This is a genomic window from Rathayibacter sp. VKM Ac-2804, assembly GCF_009866655.1.
In the GTDB taxonomy this organism is placed as follows: domain Bacteria; phylum Actinomycetota; class Actinomycetes; order Actinomycetales; family Microbacteriaceae; genus Rathayibacter.
In genome coordinates this window covers 2722720-2739842 of the sequence record NZ_CP047420.1, presented here as the reverse complement: position 1 = coordinate 2739842, position 17123 = coordinate 2722720, and the positions used below count along the sequence as shown (strand labels likewise).

Sequence of the window (17123 nt, the reverse complement as noted above, 5' to 3'; positions counted from 1 at the left end):
TCGTCCGACATAATCGAAGCCATGATCGAACCGGCCACCTCCGCCGCCGCTCCCGTCCGCGCCCTCGTCGTCATGGGCGTCTCCGGCAGTGGCAAGTCCACGATCGCCCGGCTGCTCGCCGATCGCCTCGGCTGGACGTTCGTCGAGGGCGACGACCTGCACCCCGCCGCGAACGTCGCGAAGATGGCCGAGGGCACCCCCCTCACCGACGAGGACCGCGCCCCCTGGCTCGAGACGATCTCCGCCCGCATCGACACCCTCGTCAGCGCCGGCGACCCCGTCGTCGTCACCTGCTCCGCCCTGCGCCGGCGCTACCGCGACGTCCTCCGTCGCGACGACCTCGCCTTCGTGCACCTCGCCGGCACGCGCGAGCTCATCGCCGACCGCCTCGGCGCGCGCACCGGCCACTTCATGCCGCCCGCCCTGCTCGACTCGCAGTTCGAGGCCCTCGAGCCGCTCGGCGACGACGAGCGGCACGTCACCGTCGATCTCGCCGCAGCGCCAGAGGACGAGATCGCGCAGATCGTCGCGACCCTCGGCCTGCAGGCCGCCTAGCTCAGCAGCGCCTCGAGGCTCGCCGCCGGCAGCCCGAACGCCTCGGCGACCGCCGCGTTCACGACCTGCCCGTCGTGCGTGCTGAGCCCCTTCGCGAGCGCCGGATCCGCCGCGAGCGCCGCCTTCCAGCCGCGATCCGCCAGGGCGACGACGTAGGGGAGCGTCGCGTTGGTCAGCGCCCGCGTCGATGTCTCGGGCACCGCGCCGGGCATGTTGGCGACGCAGTAGTAGACGCTGTCGTGCACCGCGAAGACCGGGTCGTCGTGGGTCGTCGGCCGCGATCCCTCGAAGCAGCCGCCCTGGTCGATCGCGATGTCGACCAGCACCGATCCGGGCTTCATGGTCGCCACCATCTCGTCCGTGACGAGCTTCGGCGCCCGCGCACCGGGGATCAGCACCGACCCGATCACCAGGTCCGCCTCCGCCACCTGCGCGGCGATCTCGTACGCCGAGGAGGCGCGGGTCTGGACTCGCCCGTCGAAGCGCGCCTCGAGCTCGCGCAGCCGCGGGATCGACAGGTCCACCACGGTGACGTCGGCGCCCATGCCGAGCGCGTTCGCGGCCGCGTGCTCCCCGGCCACGCCGCCGCCGATGACGACGACCTTCGCCTTCGGCGTTCCAGGGACCCCGCCGAGCAGGGTGCCGCGCCCGCCGGCCGCGCGCATCAGGTGGTAGCCGCCGACGGTGATCGAGAGCCGCCCGGCGACCTCGCTCATCGGCGAGAGGAGGGGCAGGTGGCGATCCGGCAGCTGCACCGTCTCGTAGGCGATCGCGGTGGTGCCGGCGGCGAGCAGCGCGTCCGTGCATGCGCGGGAGGCGGCGAGGTGCAGGTAGGTGAAGAGGATCTGCCCGGAGCGCATCCGCGGGTACTCCGCCTCGATCGGCTCCTTGACCTTGAGGACCAGGTCGGCCTCGCCCCAGACCTCGTCCGGCCCCGCGGCGATCCGGGCGCCGGCGGCAGCGAAGTCCTCGTCCGAGACCCGCGAGCCCAGGCCGGCGCCCGCCTCGACCAGCACCTCGTGCCCGCGCCGCACGAGCTCGTGCACGCCGGCGGGCGTGGCGGCGACGCGGTTCTCGTTGTTCTTGATCTCGGTGGGGATGCCGATGCGCATGACTGCTCCTTCGCGGTGGACTGCCCCTATCGTGCGAAGATCATGTTTCGAACGGGAGAACATCCGCAGGATCGTCGGTATTCGCAGTGCGAGCCGCAGGATCCGCGATCGAGAAGGGCGGCGCCGCCGTGAGACCGCATGATCTGCACGACCTGGGCGATCTCGATCCGATCGACCGCACCCTCGTCCGACAGCTGCGCGCCGATGCGCGCACGCCGAACAGCCGCCTCGCCGAGAGGGCGGGCATCGCTCCCTCGACCTGCGTCTCGCGGGTGCGCTCGCTCGTGGATCGGGGCATCATCACCGGCTTCACCGCCGAGCTCGACCCCGCGGCCCTGGGGCTGACCCTGCAGGCGCTGATCAGCGTCAACATCCGCGCCGGTCAGCGCCAGGCGATCACGCGGTTCGCCGAGGAGATCCGCGCGCTGCCCGAGGTCGTCCAGCTGTTCTTCCTGGGCGGTTCGGAGGACTTCCTCCTGCACGTCGCCGTGCGCGACTCGAACGACATCCGCGACTTCGTGGTGTCGAACCTCTCGGCGCACCCGGCGGTCGCCTCGACGAGGACGAGCCTCGTCTTCGACCACCACAGGAAGGGACCGGCGCTCCCGGAGTGACGCGGCGCGCTCACAGCACGTCGGAACTCAGTGCGCGCCGGGGCTCAGGTCGCCGCCGCCGCGCTGCGTCAGCCCAGGGATCCGCTTCGCCAGCCCCGCGATGTGCTCCTCCGCGATCTCGATGCGCGTGTCGCGCAGGCGCTGGCGCAGCAGGGCCTCGACGTCCTCCTCGGGTCGGAGCTCGGCGTCGCCGGCGACCTGCAGCAGGATGCCGCGGAGCTTCTCGTCCAGGGGTGCGTCGTCGCTGCCGTGCTGAATCGGGTGGTCCTGCGATGCGTTCGTCATGCCCCCATGCTGCCACCGTCGGCCCAGCGCGCGAGGCAGGCGGGGCGCAGGGCAGGCGGCCCGCACGGCAGGATGGCCGCATGCCGTTCTCCCGCGCCGAGCTCGCCTCGTACCGCGACCGCACCGTCGAGGACCTGCTCCACGGCGACGTCCGCCTCCTCTTCGTCGGCATCAACCCCGGACTCTGGACGGCCGCGACCGGCGCGCACTTCGCGCACCCCGGCAACCGCTTCTACCCGGCCCTCGCGGCCGCCGGCATCCTCGACCGCGTGCTCCGCGTCTCCGAGGGGATGAGCGCCGAGGACCGCCGCGCGCTCAGCGACCGCGGCGTCGGCATCACCAACCTCGCGCCCCGGGCCACCGCGCGCGCCCACGAGCTCACGCCCGAGGAGCTCCGCGCCGGCGCCGAGCGCCTGGTCCGCACGGTCGAGCGGGTCCGCCCCGCCGCCGTCGCGATAGTCGGCATCACCGCCTACCGCGCCGCCTTCGCCCGGAAGAGCGCCCGCCAGGGCCGCCAGGAGGAGCCGATCGCCGGGGCGCCGCTCTGGGTCCTCCCGAATCCCAGCGGCCTGAACGCGCACGACACCGTCGCGTCGCTCGGGCTGGCCTACCGCGAGCCGGCCGTGGCGGCCGGAATAGTCCCCGACCCTCGGAGGTTGCAAAGTCCATGAGTACGCATGAAATCAAGTTCGGTGTCGACACCTTCGGTGACGTCACGGCCGCGGCCGACGGCACGCTCCAGTCGCACGGCCAGGTCCTGCGCGACGTGGTCGAGGAGGGCGTCCTCGCCGACGCGGTCGGTCTCGACTTCTTCGGCGTGGGCGAGCACCACCGCGCCGACTTCGCCGTCAGCGCGCCCGACGTCGTGCTCGCCGCGATCGCCGCGAAGACCGAGCGCATCCACCTCGGCTCCGCCGTCACCGTGCTCTCCTCCGACGACCCCGTGCGCGTCTACCAGCGCTTCGCCACCCTCGACGGCCTCTCGAACGGCCGCGCCGAGGTCATCCTCGGCCGCGGCTCCTTCACCGAGTCGTTCCCGCTCTTCGGTCTCGACCTCTCCCAGTACGAGGTCCTCTTCGAGGAGAAGCTCGAGCTCTTCCACGAGCTCGTCCAGGGCGGCCCCGTCACCTGGCAGGGCACGGTCCGCCCGGCGCTGACCGAGCAGAGCGTCTACCCGACGATGGAGGGCGAGCGCCGCCTGCGCACCTGGATCGGCGTCGGCGGCAGCCCCGAGTCGGTCGTCCGTGCCGCGCGCTTCGGCTTCCCGCTGGTCCTCGCGATCATCGGCGGCGCTCCCGCCCGGTTCCGCCCCTACGTCGACCTCTTCGGCCGCGCCCTCGACCAGCTCGATCAGCCGCGCCTGCCCGTCGCCGTGCACTCGCCCGGCTTCATCGCCGACACCGACGAGGAGGCGCACGAGCTGTACTTCGGCCACTACAAGGGCATGCTCGACTCGATCGGCCGCGAGCGCGGCTGGGCCCCGCTCACCCGCGAGCGCTTCGCCGAGGAGGCCGGCCCCGACGGCGCGCTCCACCTCGGCTCTCCCGAGACGGTCGCCCGGAAGATCGCGAGCACGGTCGGCGCCCTGGGCATCGACCGCTTCGATCTCAAGTACAGCGCCGGAACCCTGCCGCACGCCGCGATCATGCGCAACATCGAGCTCTACGGCACGCAGGTGATCCCGCGCGTCCGCGAGCTGCTCGCCGAGCGCTGACCCGCAGCCGGGCCCCGGGCGCTGTGGAGCGCGCGCACTGCGCGCTCCCACCGGGCGCCCGGGCGGCGTCGATATGCTCGGAGACCGGGCGTTCACCCGCCGCCCCCGACCCTCCGGAAGCCCATGCCAGACAGCCACGCCGCCCGCACCCCCTACGAGGTGCTGGGCGTCCCTGCGAGCGCGTCGGAGGACGAGCTCAAGCGCGCCTACCGCCGCCTGCTCCGCGAGACGCACCCCGACACCGGGGGAGACGCGGCCTCGTTCCACGCCGTGCAGGTCGCCTGGGAGCGCATCGGCAGCGCCGGCGCCCGCGGCGACTACGACCGCGGGGCCGCCGCCCCGGGCGCCTCCTCGCACGCGCCCTACACCGGCTCGCCCCGCCAGCAGACCGCGTCCTCGGTGCGCGCCCGCTCCTACGGCCACCCGGGCGGCGCCGCCCGCGAGTACTACCTCCGCCTCGTTCGCGAGTGGGTCGGCCGCGGCGTCGAGATCGACGACCCGTTCGACCCTGCGCTCGTGCGCTCGGCCCCGCGCGAGGTCCGCTCCTGGCTGGCGAAGGCGCAGGCCGAGGAGGCCACCGCGTCGCTGGTCGGCGCCCTCGGCATCGCCTTCACGATCTGGAACGACGTCGCGGTCGGCGACGGCGGCGTCAAGATCGACCACCTCGTCCTCGGCCCGTCCGGCCTCCTGGCCCTCACCTCGGCCGACTGGGGCGAGCCCGTCCGCCTGCGCAAGGGCGAGGTCGAGGGAGCGGGTCTGGCCGAGGACGAGAAGCCGCTCGCCTCGCTCGCGAAGGCCGCCCGCCGCCTCGGCCGCGAGCTCGGCGTCCGCTTCTCCGCGAGCGTGATCGTCGTCCCCGACGACGCGCTCGAGCAGCCCTACGAGCAGGTCGAGCGCGGCCGCCACGCGGGCGACGTGCTGATCCGGCGCTCGCTCCTCCCGCAGCTGCTGCGCTCCGGCACCGACGACCCCCGCCTCGGCGGCTACGGCGAGTCCTTCGAGGTCCGCACCCGCGTCCAGAACCGCGTCCGCTTCGTCTGACGCGCGGCGCCGCTAGCCCGGCTCCGCCCGGCGGGCAAGGGGCTGTCGGCGCCACCCGTCCCCGCCCGACGATGGAGCCGAACGATGGACGCCTGCCCTCCGGCACGGCGACGACGACGAACGGAACGAGGCGGACGATGGTGCGATTCGGCTACACCCTGATGACCGAGCAGAGCGGACCGAAGCAGCTGGTGGGCTACGCGGTCGACGCGGAGCGCCACGGCTTCGAGTTCGCGGTCTCGAGCGACCACTACTCGCCCTGGCTGACCGAGCAGGGGCACGCCTCCTACGCCTGGACGATGCTCGGCGCCGTCGCGCAGGCGACCTCGACCATCGAGCTCGCCACCTACGTGACCGCGCCGACCATCCGCTACCACCCCGCGGTGATCGCGCAGAAGGCCGCGACCCTCGCGATCCTCTCCGACGACCGCTTCCTCCTCGGACTCGGCTCGGGCGAGAACCTCAACGAGCACGTCGTCGGCGAGGGCTGGCCCGCGGTCGCCGCCCGCCAGGACATGCTCGAGGAGGCGGTGCACATCATCCGCGCCCTGCACACCGGCGAGCTGGTCACGTGGGAGGGCGACTATTTCCGCGTCGACTCCGCCCGGATCTGGGACCTCCCGGACAAGGCCGTGCGGATCGGACTCGCCGTCTCGGGCGAGAAGTCGATCGAGCGCTTCGCCCCGCTCGGCGACCACCTGATCACCACCGAGCCCGAGGCCGAGCTGATCTCGCAGTGGACCGCCGTCCGCGGCGCCGACGCCGCCCCGTCGCGCTCGATCGGGCAGATCCCGATCTGCTGGGCGCCCGACAAGGAGCAGGGCGTCGCCCTGGCGCACGAGCAGTTCCGCTGGTTCGCCGGCGGCTGGTCCGTCAACGCCGACCTGCCGACCCCGGCCGGCTTCGCGGGGGCCAGCCAGTTCGTTCGCCCCGAGGACGTCGCCGAGTCGATCGCCTGCGGTCCCGACCTGGACGAGCTGGCCCAGAGCGTCGTCCCCTTCATCGAGGCCGGCTTCACCGACATCGCCTTCGTGCAGGTCGGCGACGCACTGCAGCAGCGCTTCCTCGACGAGGTCGCGGAGGACCTCCTCGAGCGGGCGCGCGCGCTGGCTCCCTGAGTCGCGCGGAGCACGCCGTCAGAACCCGCGGAGCCGCTCGATCTCGCGCCGATCGCGCTTGGTCGGGCGGCCCGCGCCGCGGTCGCGCTCGATGATCGCGGGGGCCGCCTCGCGCGGCGGCGGCGGGGGAGTGCGGTCCTCGAAGCACTCGGCCGCGACGGGTGCGCCGACCCGCTTCACGATCAGGCCGCGGACCACCAGCTCCCGGTCGAAGCCGCCGATCCGGGCCCGGACCTCGTCGCCGACCCTCACGGTCTGCGCCGCCTTCGCCCGCTCGCCGTTCACCCGGACGTGACCCGCCCGGGCGGCCGTCGTCGCGGCGGAGCGCGTCTTGTACACGCGGACGGCCCACAGCCACGCGTCCACGCGGACGGAGCCGGTCACCGGGATCTGCATCCGTCCAGTCTACGAAGCCATGATGGGCGCAGTCCCATCGACGAAGGACCGACGGCCCGACCGGCCGCCGACCGAGGAGGTTCACCATGAGCACGTACCACAGCTACGGCGAGGACACCGGCGAGGGCGTCCCCACCCGCGGCGCCCCCGAGCACAGCGGCTCGCCGTCCGAGCTGCGCGAGAGCCCGTTCCCGCACGCCGGGCTCGAGTTCTCGCTGGTGCCGTCCGGCCACGAGGAGTGGCAGGTCCGCCACCCCGAGGGCCGCGCGGTCGGCGTCCTCGCGATCATCTCGCACAGCGGCGAGGAGGGCGAGGCGGTCTTCGTCACCCGCCGCGTCGGCTCCGACGAGGCGGTCGCCGAGGGCACCGACTGGCGCGGCATCGTCTCCGCCGTGATCAACGACGAGGCGGCCGACCAGCGTGTCCAGGGCAGCCCCGACCCGGCGCTCGACTACACCCGCGGCGGCCTCATGCACCACGGCACGGCCGACATCGAGGACCAGGTCTGAGCGGCCGGGTCTGAGCGGTCGGCTCCGAGCGGCCGCCGCTAGCGCGCGAGGAGCGCCGCGTTGATCCGGGCAGTGAGCTCGTGGTCGACGCGGCGCTCCTGCGCGTCCACCGCGCGGATAGGCGCGGCGTTCCGCGCGCTCGAGACCAGCCACGCCGCCTCCGCCGCCGCGAGGTCCTCGGCCCGCAGCGGGCGCTCCGCGGTGCCGAGCCCGAGCCCGCCGGCGAGCGCGAAGAGGTCCGCCTGCGTCGTCCCCGGCAGCAGTCCCAGGCTGGGCGGCGGAGTGACCAGCTCGCCCGCGGTCAGCAGCACCAGGTTCGCGGTCGGCCCCTCGAGCAGGAACCCGTCGCTCGAGACGAACAGCGCGTCGTCCGCTCCGCGCCGCACGGCCTCGCGGGAGGCGGCGCGATTGACGGCGTAGGAGAGCGTCTTCGCGCCGACGAGGAGCCAGGGCGAGGTGCGCTGGACGTCGGAGCGCAGCCCGCGATCGAGCAGCACGACCCGCACGCCGTCGCGCCGGGCCGGGCCGAAGTCGGGACTCGTCTGCACGAAGACGACGCCCGTCGGCCGCCCGTCGCCCTCGACGCCGCGGCTCAGGATCGTCTTCACCATCGCCTCCGGCACCCGCGGGTGGGCATCGACGGCCTCGTCGATCGCCGTGCGCCACGCGGTCCGGTCCGGGTGCGGCAGATCCAGCATCCGCGCCGAGTGCTCGAAGCGGTCCAGGTGCGCGTCGAGGGCCTGCAGCCGCCCCTCGACCAGGTTGATCGTCTCGAAGATCCCGTCACCGCGGGTGAAGCCGAGATCGGTGACGTCGATCGTGCCGTCCGGAGGGCCGTCGTGCGCCGGAGCGTCGAGCGAGGGGCGGGCGAGGACGACGAGGGTCTCAGCGGGCATGGGCGGTGCGGTCCTTCCGGGGGCGGAGCGGGAGACGGGCGAGGACGACGACCAGCAGCGCCCCGAGGAGCGCACCGGTGCCGTTGGAGATCAGGTCGCGCACGTCCGCGACGCGCGAGGGCAGTGCGAGCAGCTGGATCGTCTCGATCAGGACCGAGACGCCGAGGCCGATCGGCGCGGCGAGGAGCCGGCGCCGCCGCGGCAGCTGCGCCGCGACCAGCGCGCCGAGCGGAGCGAACATCAGCACGTTCGCCGTGAACTCGGCCACGTCGAAGGTGAACCAGGCGGTCGCCTGCGTCGAGGCGAGGAACGCGATGATCGCGCGGACGATCGCCGACGGCTGACCGGCCGGGTAGGGAGCGGGAGTCAGGGTGATCAGCGCGACCACTCCGAGGTACGCCAGCGTCGCGGGCAGGAGGATCCTCGAGCGGCGCATCCGTCGATTCTGCCAGGTGGCCGGATCCGCGCGACGCGGCGCCCCGTCCGGAGCGCCCGGTGCGATGTGGAAGGCTGGAGCGCATGACGAGCGACGGCCCGGCCGACGGCGGAGCGCTTCCGCGCCACCCCTTCGACGCCGCGCTCGGCGACGGGTGGGTCGAGATCGGCGACGGGCGCCGCTTCTGGGGCCGCTTCGGCGCCGCCGGCCTGCTGCTGCGCGACCCCGACGGCCGCGTCCTGCTCCAGCACCGCGCCACCTGGAGCCACTTCGGCGACACCTGGGGTCTGCCGGGCGGCGCCCGCCACCCCGAGGAGACCGCCTTCGAGGGCGCGCTGCGCGAATCCGTCGAGGAGGCGGGAGTGCCCGACGGGATCGTCGTGCCCGTCCTCTCCCGCGTCGTCACGATCGGCCCGTGGAGCTACACCACCGTCGTCGCGCAGGCGCTCGAGCACTTCGCGCCGAGGATCGCCGACGCCGAGAGCCAGGAGCTGCGCTGGGTCCCGCCGGCCGAGGTCGACGCGCTCCCGCTGCACCCCGGCTTCGCCGGCTCCTGGCAGGAGCTGCGCACCGTCGACACCGAGCCGTGCGTCCTCGTCGTCGACGCGGCCAACGTCGTCGGCTCGCGCCCGGACGGCTGGTGGCGGGACCGCGCCGGCGCCGCGGAGCGCCTGGTCGCGGGACTCCAGCGGCTCGCGACCCTCGGCGTCCCCGGATCGGTGTTCGCCGTCGACGCCGACACCGTCTGGCCGCGGATCGCCGTCGTGCTCGAGGGCGATGCCCGAGGGGCGCGCACCGCCGAGGCCGTCCAGGCGGCTCCCCGTGCGCGCCTGAGCGTCGAGCACGCCGCCGGATCGGGCGACGACGCGATCGTCGAGCGCGTCGCGGCGCTCGGCGCCTCCGCCCGCGTCGTCACCGCCGACCGCGGCCTGATCGCGCGCATCGAGGAGCTCGGCGCCGCGGCACTCGGCCCGCGCACCCTGCTCGACCTGCTCGACGCCGCCCCGCCCGCCGCCCGGGAATAGCGCGCGGATCGGGCCGGTTGCATCCCTCATGGCCACGACAGCGATGACTCTCGACACCCACGACCAGACCGTCTCCGACGGCATCGTCCTCATCGACTTCTGGGCGGAGTGGTGCGGCCCGTGCCGCCAGTTCGCCCCCGTCTTCGAGGCGACCAGCGAGAAGAACCCCGATGTGACCTTCGCGAAGGTCGACACGGAGGACCAGCAGCAGCTCGCCGGCAGCTACGGCATCTCGTCCATCCCGACGCTCGTCGTCTACCGCGACGGCATCCCGCTGATGGCGCAGCCCGGCGCCCTCCCCGCTCCGGCTCTCGACGCCCTGCTCGAGCAGGTCCGCGGCCTCGACATGGTCGCCGTCCGCAAGCAGTACGACGAGGCGAAGGCCGCGCAGGAGTCCGGCGCCCCCCAGCAGTTCGACCACGGCGCGCAGATCTGATCCGCACCGCCTCCCGTGCACGACCCGCACGACGACGGAACCCCCGGCAGCCGCTCAGGCCGCCGGGGGTTCCGTCGTTCGAGCGAGGGCCCGATCAGCCCGTGTTCTGCAGGCCCGCGGCCACGCCGTTGACGGCCAGCAGCAGCAGCCGCTGGTTCTGCTCGGTCCCCGAGCCGCCCGGGTCGGTGCGCAGCGCCCGGAGCGCGCGAAGCTGCAGCAGCGACAGCGCGTTGACGTAGGGCGTGCGCAGCCGCACGGCCCGCCCGAGCACGCGGTGCCCGGTGAGCAGGCTCTCCTCGCCCGTGATCGAGAGCACCCAGCGGCGGGTGAGCTCCATCTCGTCCAGCACGAGACCGGCGAGGTCGTCGCGGGAGTCGAGCGCCAGGTAGCGGCGGGCGATGCCCTCGTCCGTCTTCGCCAGCGACATCTCGACGTTGTCGATCATCGTGGTGAACAGCGGCCAGGTCGCGTACGCCTCGCGCAGCTCGTCCAGGTCGCCGACCGCCTCGAGCGCGCTGCCGAGCCCGAACCAGCCGGTCAGGTTGACGCGGGCCTGCGTCCAGGCGAACACCCACGGGATCGCCCGGAGGTCCTCGAGCGACTCGACCGAGAGACCGCGGCGGGCCGGTCGCGAGCCGAGCGCGAGCAGGCCGACCTCCTCCTGCGGGGTGACCCGGGCGAACCAGGGCGCGAAGCCGTCGGCTTTCACCAGCTCGAAGAAGCGGCGGCGCGACTCGCGGTCCATCGTCGCGGCGACGTCGCGGAAGCGGTCGGCGGCGCCGGCGTTGCGGTCGCCGATCGAGGGGGAGGAGGCGAGCAGCGTCGCCCCGGCGACCTGCTCGATGTGCCGGGTCGCGATGTCCGGGTTGCCGTAGCGGGCGAAGATGACCTCGCCCTGCTCCGTCAGCTTGAAGCGGCCGTCGACCGAGCCGGGCGGCTGCGCGAGCACCGCGCGGTTCGCCGGTCCGCCACCGCGGCCGAGCGCGCCGCCGCGGCCGTGGAAGAGCGTGAGCACGATGCCCTCGTCCTCGGCCCACTTCGCGATGCGCGCCTGTGCGTCGTAGAGCGCGAGCGTGGCCGAGACCGGCCCGACGTCCTTCGAGGAATCGGAGTAGCCGAGCATGACCTCGAGCCGGTTCCCGGTCTCCGCGAGGCGCGCCCGCACCTGGGGCAGCCGGATCATCTCGGCGAGGATGTCCGTGGAGGCGTCCAGGTCGGCGAACGTCTCGAACAGCGGGACCGCGTCGATGATCGGCGGCTTCCCGTCGGTCGCCGCCTCGGCCAGGTCGAAGACCGTCTTGAGGTCCTCGGCCGACTGCGTGAACGAGACGACGTAGCGGCGGGCCGCGTCGGTGCCGAAGCGCTCCTGGATCGTCGCGATCGCGCGGTAGACCGAGAGGACCTCCACGCTGCGCTCGTCGAGCTCCCCGCCCGCGCGGACCGCGGCGAGGGTCTCGCGGTGGACCTTCGAGTGCTGCCGCACCTCGATCTCGGCGAGGTGGAAGCCGAAGGTCTCCACCTGCCAGAGCAGGTCCTGCAGGTCGCCGTAGGCCGAGCGGACGTCGCCCGCCTCGACCAGCGAGTCCTGCAGGGTCCGCAGATCGGCCAGCAGCTCGGACGCGGAGCCGTAGGCCAGGGCGCCGCCGGAGCGGGTCGCCGCGAGCCGGTCGGCCATGAACAGCAGGACGCGGCGGTGGGTCTCGCTCGGCGAGCGCTCGGCGATGACCGCCGCGAGCTCGGGCGCCTTCTCGACGCCCTCCGCCCAGAGCGCCTCGACGGCGGAGGACGGGGGAGTGGTCCCGGCGTCGAGCGTGAGGGAGCGGCCGACGCGGCGCGCGACTCGCTCGAGGCCGATCAGCACGTGCTCGGCGGCGATGTCCACGGCCTCGAGGGTGGTCGCGGCGGTGACGAACGGGTTGCCGTCGCGGTCGCCGCCGATCCAGGTGCCCAGGCGCACGAAGGCGGGGGCGATCGGCGTGCGGGTCCCGGAGGCGTCGCCGAGCAGCGCGTCGTCGAGCCGGCGGTAGACCCGCGGCAGCACCGAGAACAGCGACTCGTCGAACACGCTCATCGCGGTGCGCACCTCGTCGAGCGGGCTGGGCTTCGACTCGCGCAGCGGAGCCGTGCGCCAGAGCGTGTCGACCTCGGCGAGCAGTCGCCGGCGGTTCTCGACCAGCACGACGCCGCCCGTGCGCGGGTCGTCCCGCTGTTCCAGCAGGGCGCTGATGCGGCGGATGGTGGAGGAGATCGCCCGGCGGCGCGCCTCCGTCGGGTGCGCGGTGAGGACCGGGCGGAACTCGAGGCGGGAGAGGCGCTCGAACGCCTCCTCCTCGCCGAGCTCGGCGGTCAGGGTCGCCATCGACGCGATGATCGAGTCCTCGGGCAGCTGGGTGCCGGCGTCGGCGTCGCGGCGGCGGAGCACCCGCACGCGGTGGAACTCCTCCGCCACGTTCACGAGGTGGAAGTAGCAGGTGAAGGCCCGGGCCACCTCTTCCGCGCGCTCGGCGGTCAGCGACGCGACGAACTCCTCCGCCGCGGCCAGCTCGTCCGGGTGCCCGCTGTCGTAGGCGCCGATCGTGAGGGCGCGGAGCTGCTCGACGTCGGTGTAGAGGCTGTCGTCGCCCGATTCCCGCAGCACCTGGCCGAGGAGCTCGCCGAGCAGGTGGACGTCGCCGCGGATGCGGTCGTCCATCGGCGGCGCGACGGTCCCGTCGGCGGTGGGGGCGGAGGAGGCGGGTGCTGCGGTCGCGGCTGGCGCGTCGGAGATCGGAGGCACGGCACGACCTTAGCGGCGGCGCGTGTCCGGCGGATGACGCCACTGTCACGCGGCGGAATGGAATGATCGAGGGGTGACCGTGACCGCTGCACCTCCCACCCCCGCCGTCCAGACCGAGCAGGCCGCCCCCCACGTCGTCGTCCTCTTCGGTGCCGTGGGCGACCTGTCCCGGCGCAAGCTCATCCCGGGCATGGCTCACCTGGCGCTGTCCTCGCTCGCGCCCGACCTCCAGATCGTCGGCACCTCGCTCGAGGAGCACGACGACGAGTCCTTCCGCGCCTTCGCCAAGCTCGCCTACGACGAGTTCGGCAGCCGCTCGCTGACCCCCGCGCAGTGGGACGAGTTCGCCTCCAAGCTCCGCTACGTGCCGCAGTCCGCCGGCCCGGCGGCGCTGGCGAAGGCGGTCACCGACGCCGAGAAGGTGCTCGGCCCGGACGTCAGCCGCCTGCACTACCTCAGCGTCCCGCCGCGCGCCGCCCTCTCGGTCGTCCGCATGCTCGCCGAGGCCGGCCTGGTCGAGCGCTCGCGGATCATCATGGAGAAGCCCTTCGGCGTCGACCTCGAGAGCGCCGTCGTCCTCAACGCCGAGCTGCACGAGACCTTCGACGAGGAGCAGATCTTCCGGATCGACCACTTCCTCGGCAAGGAGCCCGCGCAGAACATCCTCGCCTTCCGCTTCGCCAACGGCCTCTTCGAGCCGATCTGGAACCGCAACTTCATCGACCACGTCCAGATCGACATCCCCGAGAAGCTCACCCTCGACCGCCGCGCCGAGTTCTACGAGTCGACCGGCGCCTACAAGGACATGGTCGTCACCCACCTCTTCCAGGTCCTCGCCTTCATGGCGATGGAGCCGCCGACCGCCCTCGAGCCGAAGGCGATCAGCGAGGAGAAGAACAAGGTCTTCCGCTCGATGCGGCTGCTCAACCCCGAGAACGTCGTCCGCGGGCAGTACATCGGCTACCGCGAGGAGCCGGGCGTCGCCCCCGACTCGGAGACCGACACCTTCGTCGCCCTCAAGTGCGAGATCGACAACTGGCGCTGGGCCGGCGTCCCGTTCTACCTGCGCACCGGCAAGCGGATGGCGGAGGGGCAGCGCATCATCTCCATCGCCTTCCGCGAGCCCCCGAAGAGCATGTTCCCGCAGGGGTCCGGAGTCGGCGCCCACGGCCCCGACCACCTCACCTTCGATCTGGCCGACGCCTCCAAGGTGTCTCTGTCCTTCTACGGCAAGCGCCCGGGGCCGGGCATGCGGCTCGACAAGCTGAGCATGCAGTTCGCGCTGCAGGAGACCGACCGCGCGGGCGACGCCCTCGAGGCCTACGAGCGGCTGATCCTCGACGCGATGCGCGGCGACCACACGCTGTTCACCACGGCCGAGGGCATCGAGCGCCTCTGGGAGGTCTCGGCGCCGCTGCTGCAGGATCCGCCGCCCGTGCGCCTCTACGCGCCCGGCTCGTGGGGTCCGAACGCGATCCACCAGCTGATCGCCCCGCACGCGTGGCGGCTCCCGTTCGAGCGGGTCTGGCGCGACAAGCGCTGAGGAGGGCTCCCGGCATGACGCGCGCGGCCGAGGACCGCATCTGGACGGTCCCGAACATCCTCAGCATGGTGCGGCTCGCCCTGGTGCCGGTCTTCCTGCTGCTGATCGTCGAGGGGGAGGACGCGCTCGCCCTGCTGACCCTCGTGCTCTCCAGCCTCACCGACTACCTCGACGGCTGGATCGCGCGCCGCTTCGACCAGATCACGCGCCTGGGCGCTGTCCTCGATCCGGCCGCCGACCGCCTCTACATCTTCGCGACGGTGATCGGCCTGGCCGTCCGCGAGCTGGTGCCCTGGTGGCTCGTGGCGGTGCTGGTGGCGCGCGATCTGATGCTCGTGGTGCTGGCCGTGATCCTCGCGAACCACGGCTACGGACCGCTGCCGGTGCACCACCTGGGCAAGTTCGCCACGTTCTGCCTGTTCTACGCGCTGCCGCTGATCATGCTCGGCCAGGCGTTCCCCGCGCTCGCGCCGGCGTCGCTCCCGATCGCCTGGGCCTTCGCGCTCTGGGGGGCGTTCCTCTACTGGTGGGCCGGGATCGTCTACGCCGTGCAGACCCGGGACCTCGTCCGGGGGGTCGACGGAGCGTTCCCGGCGACCGGCGGGCCCTCCGATTCCGATACGCTGAGGGGATAGCGAGGAGGTACGTCTTGGTCGAGTCCGTGCGCGGAGCGTCATCCGCAGATCCGTCCGTTCCCGTCGAGCCGTCGACGGAGACGACCCTCACGTTCACCGACGACATCGGCGCCCAGCTGGCGGCGCTCGACAACCGGGCGTCCCGCGAGGAGGCCGAGGCCGTCGGCGCCCTGCCCTCCGGCTCGGCGCTGCTCGTCGTGCGGCGGGGGCCCAACACCGGGGCCCGGTTCCTGCTCGACACCGACTCGACGACGGTCGGTCGTCACCCCGATGCGGGCATCTTCCTCGACGACGTCACGGTCTCGCGCCGTCACGCCGAGTTCGTCCGCCGCGGCACCTCGTTCGAGGTCCGCGACCTGGGCTCGCTGAACGGCACCTACTTCGACGGTGTCCGGATCGAGTCCGCGATCCTCACCGACGGCTCCGAGGTGCAGGTCGGCAAGTTCCGCCTCACCTTCTACGCGTCCCGCGCCGACCTCGTCGCCGCTCCGGACGCGTAGCCGTGGGCCGTTCGACCGCCCGCGCACTCCCGTCCGGCTCGGCCGCTCTGCTGAGCATCGGCCAGGTCCTCTCGCACCTCACCACCGAGTTCCCCGACGTCACCCCGTCGAAGCTCCGGTTCCTCGAGGAGCAGGGTCTCGTGTCACCCGCCCGCACCGAGTCGGGCTACCGCAAGTTCTCCTCCGGAGACGTCGAGCGCCTGCGGATGATCCTCGCGCTGCAGCGCGACCACTACCTGCCGCTCAAGGTGATCCGCGGCTACCTCGACGACGTCGACGCCGGCCGTGAGCCGTCCCTCCCCGCCGGTGCGGGCGGTGCCGCTCCCTCCCTGCTGGCCCCGGCCACCCGGCTGACCCGGGACGGCCTCGCGAGCGAGTCGGGCGCGAGCCCGGCGCTCGTCCGCGAGGCGATCGCCGCCGGTCTCGTCCGCGGCGGCGACGTCTTCGGCGAGGAGGCGGTCACGACGCTCAAGGCGCTCGTCGACCTCGGCCGCTCGGGCATCGAGCCGCGCCACCTCCGCCCGCTGCGCATCGCCGTCGAGCGCGAGATGTCCCTCATCGAGAGCGTCGTCGCCTCGAGCGCCCGCCGCGGCGAGGCCTCCGGGTCGGCCGGCGCCGCCGAGAACGCGATCGGCCTCGCCGCGCACCTCGGCACCATCCGCGAGGCGATGGTGCGCAGCGCGCTCTCACGGCTCGCGCGCTCGTGATGCGGGGCCGAGCCCGGCGACACGCCCTCCCGGAAGAGCGGATGTCGTTTACTCGGCATCCCGGGGTGGGTAGCTTAGGGAGCGCGTTCGGAGCGACCGGCGTTCGTATCCGGAAGGCACAGGGATGAGAGAAGTCAGCCGCGACGTCAGCGGCCAGCGCGACCTCGTCCTCTTCACCGACGGTCTGCCCGATCTCGACGCTGACGCGGGCTACCGCGGCGCCGTCGCCGCCCGGGCCGCCGGCATCACCTACCGTCAGCTCGACTACTGGGCGCGCACCGAGCTCGTCGAGCCGACGGTGCGCGGCGCGTCCGGCTCCGGCACCCAGCGCCTCTACGGCTTCCGCGACATCCTCGTGCTCAAGCTGGTCAAGCGCCTCCTTGACACCGGCATCTCGCTGCAGCAGATCCGCACCGCCGTCAACCAGCTCCGCGAGTCCGGCGTCGACGACCTCGCGCAGACCACGCTGATGAGCGACGGCGCCAGCGTCTACCTCTGCACCTCGAACGACGAGGTCATCGACCTCCTCAGCCGCGGCCAGGGCGTCTTCGGCATCGCCGTCGGCAAGGTCCTCCGCGAGGTCGAGACCAGCCTCGTCGAGCTCGACCACCAGTCGGTCGACCCCGCCGACGAGCTCGCCCGCCGCCGCGCCTCCCGCAAGGTCGGCTGACCCGCCCTCGACCGCGCGCAGCATGCTGGTCGAGTAGCCCTCGCGCGGCGCCCCCCATGCTGGTCGAGCAGCACGCGCTCGGCGCCCCTCATGCTGGTCGAGTAGCCCCGAAGGGGCGTATCGAGACCCACCGTCCCCGCCACGCCGCGCCTGCA

The 17123-nt window shown here is 73.3% G+C and carries 20 protein-coding genes; 14 read left to right on the top strand and 6 right to left on the bottom strand.

The features are described from left to right. The first annotated feature begins 21 nt into the window (after positions 1–21). Positions 22–555 carry a gluconokinase gene (locus tag GTU73_RS12885; protein WP_160090065.1) on the top strand — a complete coding sequence of 178 codons (534 nt, stop codon included), beginning with the start codon at positions 22–24 and terminating at the stop codon, positions 553–555. On the opposite strand, the gene ald is transcribed toward GTU73_RS12885, so the two are convergent. Continuing rightward, positions 552–1667: an alanine dehydrogenase gene (gene ald / locus GTU73_RS12880; protein WP_160090063.1), complete on the bottom strand. Its 1116-nt coding sequence runs from the start codon at positions 1665–1667 to the stop codon at positions 552–554. The two genes, GTU73_RS12885 and ald, sit on opposite strands and share 4 nt — an antisense overlap. Before the next feature lie 128 nt (positions 1668–1795). Here ald and GTU73_RS12875 point away from each other — a divergent pair, with 128 nt between their 5' ends. Continuing rightward, complete coding sequence (locus GTU73_RS12875; RefSeq protein ID WP_160090061.1) at positions 1796–2281, top strand: Lrp/AsnC family transcriptional regulator; 486 nt, start codon at positions 1796–1798, stop codon at positions 2279–2281. Between the two features lie 27 nt (positions 2282–2308). On the opposite strand, the gene GTU73_RS12870 is transcribed toward GTU73_RS12875, so the two are convergent. Further along, on the bottom strand, positions 2309–2566 hold the full coding sequence (locus tag GTU73_RS12870) for a hypothetical protein (protein ID WP_160090059.1): 258 nt from the start codon (positions 2564–2566) through the stop codon (positions 2309–2311). Between the two features lie 80 nt (positions 2567–2646). Between GTU73_RS12870 and GTU73_RS19350 the strand changes: the two genes are divergently transcribed. The 4 genes from GTU73_RS19350 to GTU73_RS12850 all read left to right on the top strand — a co-directional run bounded on the left by GTU73_RS19350 (position 2647) and on the right by GTU73_RS12850 (position 6439). Next, positions 2647–3237, top strand: a complete 591-nt coding sequence (locus GTU73_RS19350) for a mismatch-specific DNA-glycosylase (RefSeq protein ID WP_160090057.1) — start codon at positions 2647–2649, stop codon at positions 3235–3237. Beyond that, positions 3234–4280, top strand: coding sequence for an LLM class flavin-dependent oxidoreductase (locus GTU73_RS19345; protein WP_160090055.1), 1047 nt, complete (start codon positions 3234–3236; stop codon positions 4278–4280). Before GTU73_RS19350 ends, GTU73_RS19345 begins: the two co-directional genes overlap by 4 nt. Positions 4281–4403: 123 nt before the next feature. After that, positions 4404–5321, top strand: a complete 918-nt coding sequence (locus GTU73_RS12855) for a J domain-containing protein (RefSeq protein ID WP_160090053.1) — start codon at positions 4404–4406, stop codon at positions 5319–5321. Positions 5322–5458: 137 nt separating this feature from the next. Continuing rightward, complete coding sequence (locus GTU73_RS12850) at positions 5459–6439, top strand: TIGR03557 family F420-dependent LLM class oxidoreductase (protein ID WP_160090051.1); 981 nt, start codon at positions 5459–5461, stop codon at positions 6437–6439. An 18-nt stretch (positions 6440–6457) separates the two neighbouring features. On the opposite strand, the gene GTU73_RS12845 is transcribed toward GTU73_RS12850, so the two are convergent. Beyond that, positions 6458–6835: a S4 domain-containing protein gene (locus GTU73_RS12845; RefSeq protein ID WP_160090049.1), complete on the bottom strand. Its 378-nt coding sequence runs from the start codon at positions 6833–6835 to the stop codon at positions 6458–6460. An 86-nt stretch (positions 6836–6921) separates the two neighbouring features. Between GTU73_RS12845 and GTU73_RS12840 the strand changes: the two genes are divergently transcribed. After that, positions 6922–7344, top strand: coding sequence for a hypothetical protein (locus GTU73_RS12840; protein WP_160090047.1), 423 nt, complete (start codon positions 6922–6924; stop codon positions 7342–7344). A gap of 38 nt (positions 7345–7382) precedes the next feature. On the opposite strand, the gene GTU73_RS12835 is transcribed toward GTU73_RS12840, so the two are convergent. Both GTU73_RS12835 and GTU73_RS12830 read right to left on the bottom strand, forming a co-directional pair. Next, positions 7383–8240: an aminotransferase class IV gene (locus tag GTU73_RS12835; RefSeq protein WP_160090045.1), complete on the bottom strand. Its 858-nt coding sequence runs from the start codon at positions 8238–8240 to the stop codon at positions 7383–7385. Next, entirely contained in the window at positions 8230–8676 is a 447-nt protein-coding gene (locus tag GTU73_RS12830; RefSeq protein WP_160090043.1) for a VanZ family protein, read from the bottom strand. Before GTU73_RS12830 ends, GTU73_RS12835 begins: the two co-directional genes overlap by 11 nt. Positions 8677–8759: 83 nt before the next feature. Between GTU73_RS12830 and GTU73_RS12825 the strand changes: the two genes are divergently transcribed. Together GTU73_RS12825 and trxA are read left to right on the top strand one after the other, a co-directional pair. Continuing rightward, the gene (locus GTU73_RS12825) at positions 8760–9701 is read left to right on the top strand and encodes an NUDIX hydrolase (RefSeq protein WP_160090041.1); all 942 of its coding nucleotides are present in this window, start codon (positions 8760–8762) and stop codon (positions 9699–9701) included. Between the two features lie 28 nt (positions 9702–9729). Further along, positions 9730–10137, top strand: coding sequence for a thioredoxin (gene trxA, locus GTU73_RS12820; protein ID WP_160090039.1), 408 nt, complete (start codon positions 9730–9732; stop codon positions 10135–10137). A 94-nt stretch (positions 10138–10231) separates the two neighbouring features. Here trxA and GTU73_RS12815 read toward each other — a convergent pair whose 3' ends face one another. Then, entirely contained in the window at positions 10232–12829 is a 2598-nt protein-coding gene (locus GTU73_RS12815) for a phosphoenolpyruvate carboxylase (RefSeq protein ID WP_160091369.1), read from the bottom strand. A 163-nt stretch (positions 12830–12992) separates the two neighbouring features. On the opposite strand from GTU73_RS12815, the gene zwf reads away from it, so the two are divergent. From zwf to GTU73_RS12790, 5 genes are all read left to right on the top strand, one after another. After that, a complete protein-coding gene (gene zwf, locus GTU73_RS12810; RefSeq protein ID WP_160090037.1) occupies positions 12993–14456 on the top strand; it encodes a glucose-6-phosphate dehydrogenase in 1464 nt (487 codons plus the stop codon). A 14-nt stretch (positions 14457–14470) separates the two neighbouring features. After that, positions 14471–15091, top strand: coding sequence for a CDP-alcohol phosphatidyltransferase family protein (locus GTU73_RS12805; protein WP_160090035.1), 621 nt, complete (start codon positions 14471–14473; stop codon positions 15089–15091). Positions 15092–15117: 26 nt separating this feature from the next. Then, positions 15118–15591 carry an FHA domain-containing protein gene (locus tag GTU73_RS12800; RefSeq protein WP_160091368.1) on the top strand — a complete coding sequence of 158 codons (474 nt, stop codon included), beginning with the start codon at positions 15118–15120 and terminating at the stop codon, positions 15589–15591. Positions 15592–15593: 2 nt separating this feature from the next. After that, on the top strand, positions 15594–16298 hold the full coding sequence (locus GTU73_RS12795) for a MerR family transcriptional regulator (protein WP_160090033.1): 705 nt from the start codon (positions 15594–15596) through the stop codon (positions 16296–16298). Between the two features lie 124 nt (positions 16299–16422). Next, on the top strand, positions 16423–16968 hold the full coding sequence (locus GTU73_RS12790; protein ID WP_160090031.1) for a MerR family transcriptional regulator: 546 nt from the start codon (positions 16423–16425) through the stop codon (positions 16966–16968). The last annotated feature ends 155 nt before the right edge of the window (positions 16969–17123 follow it).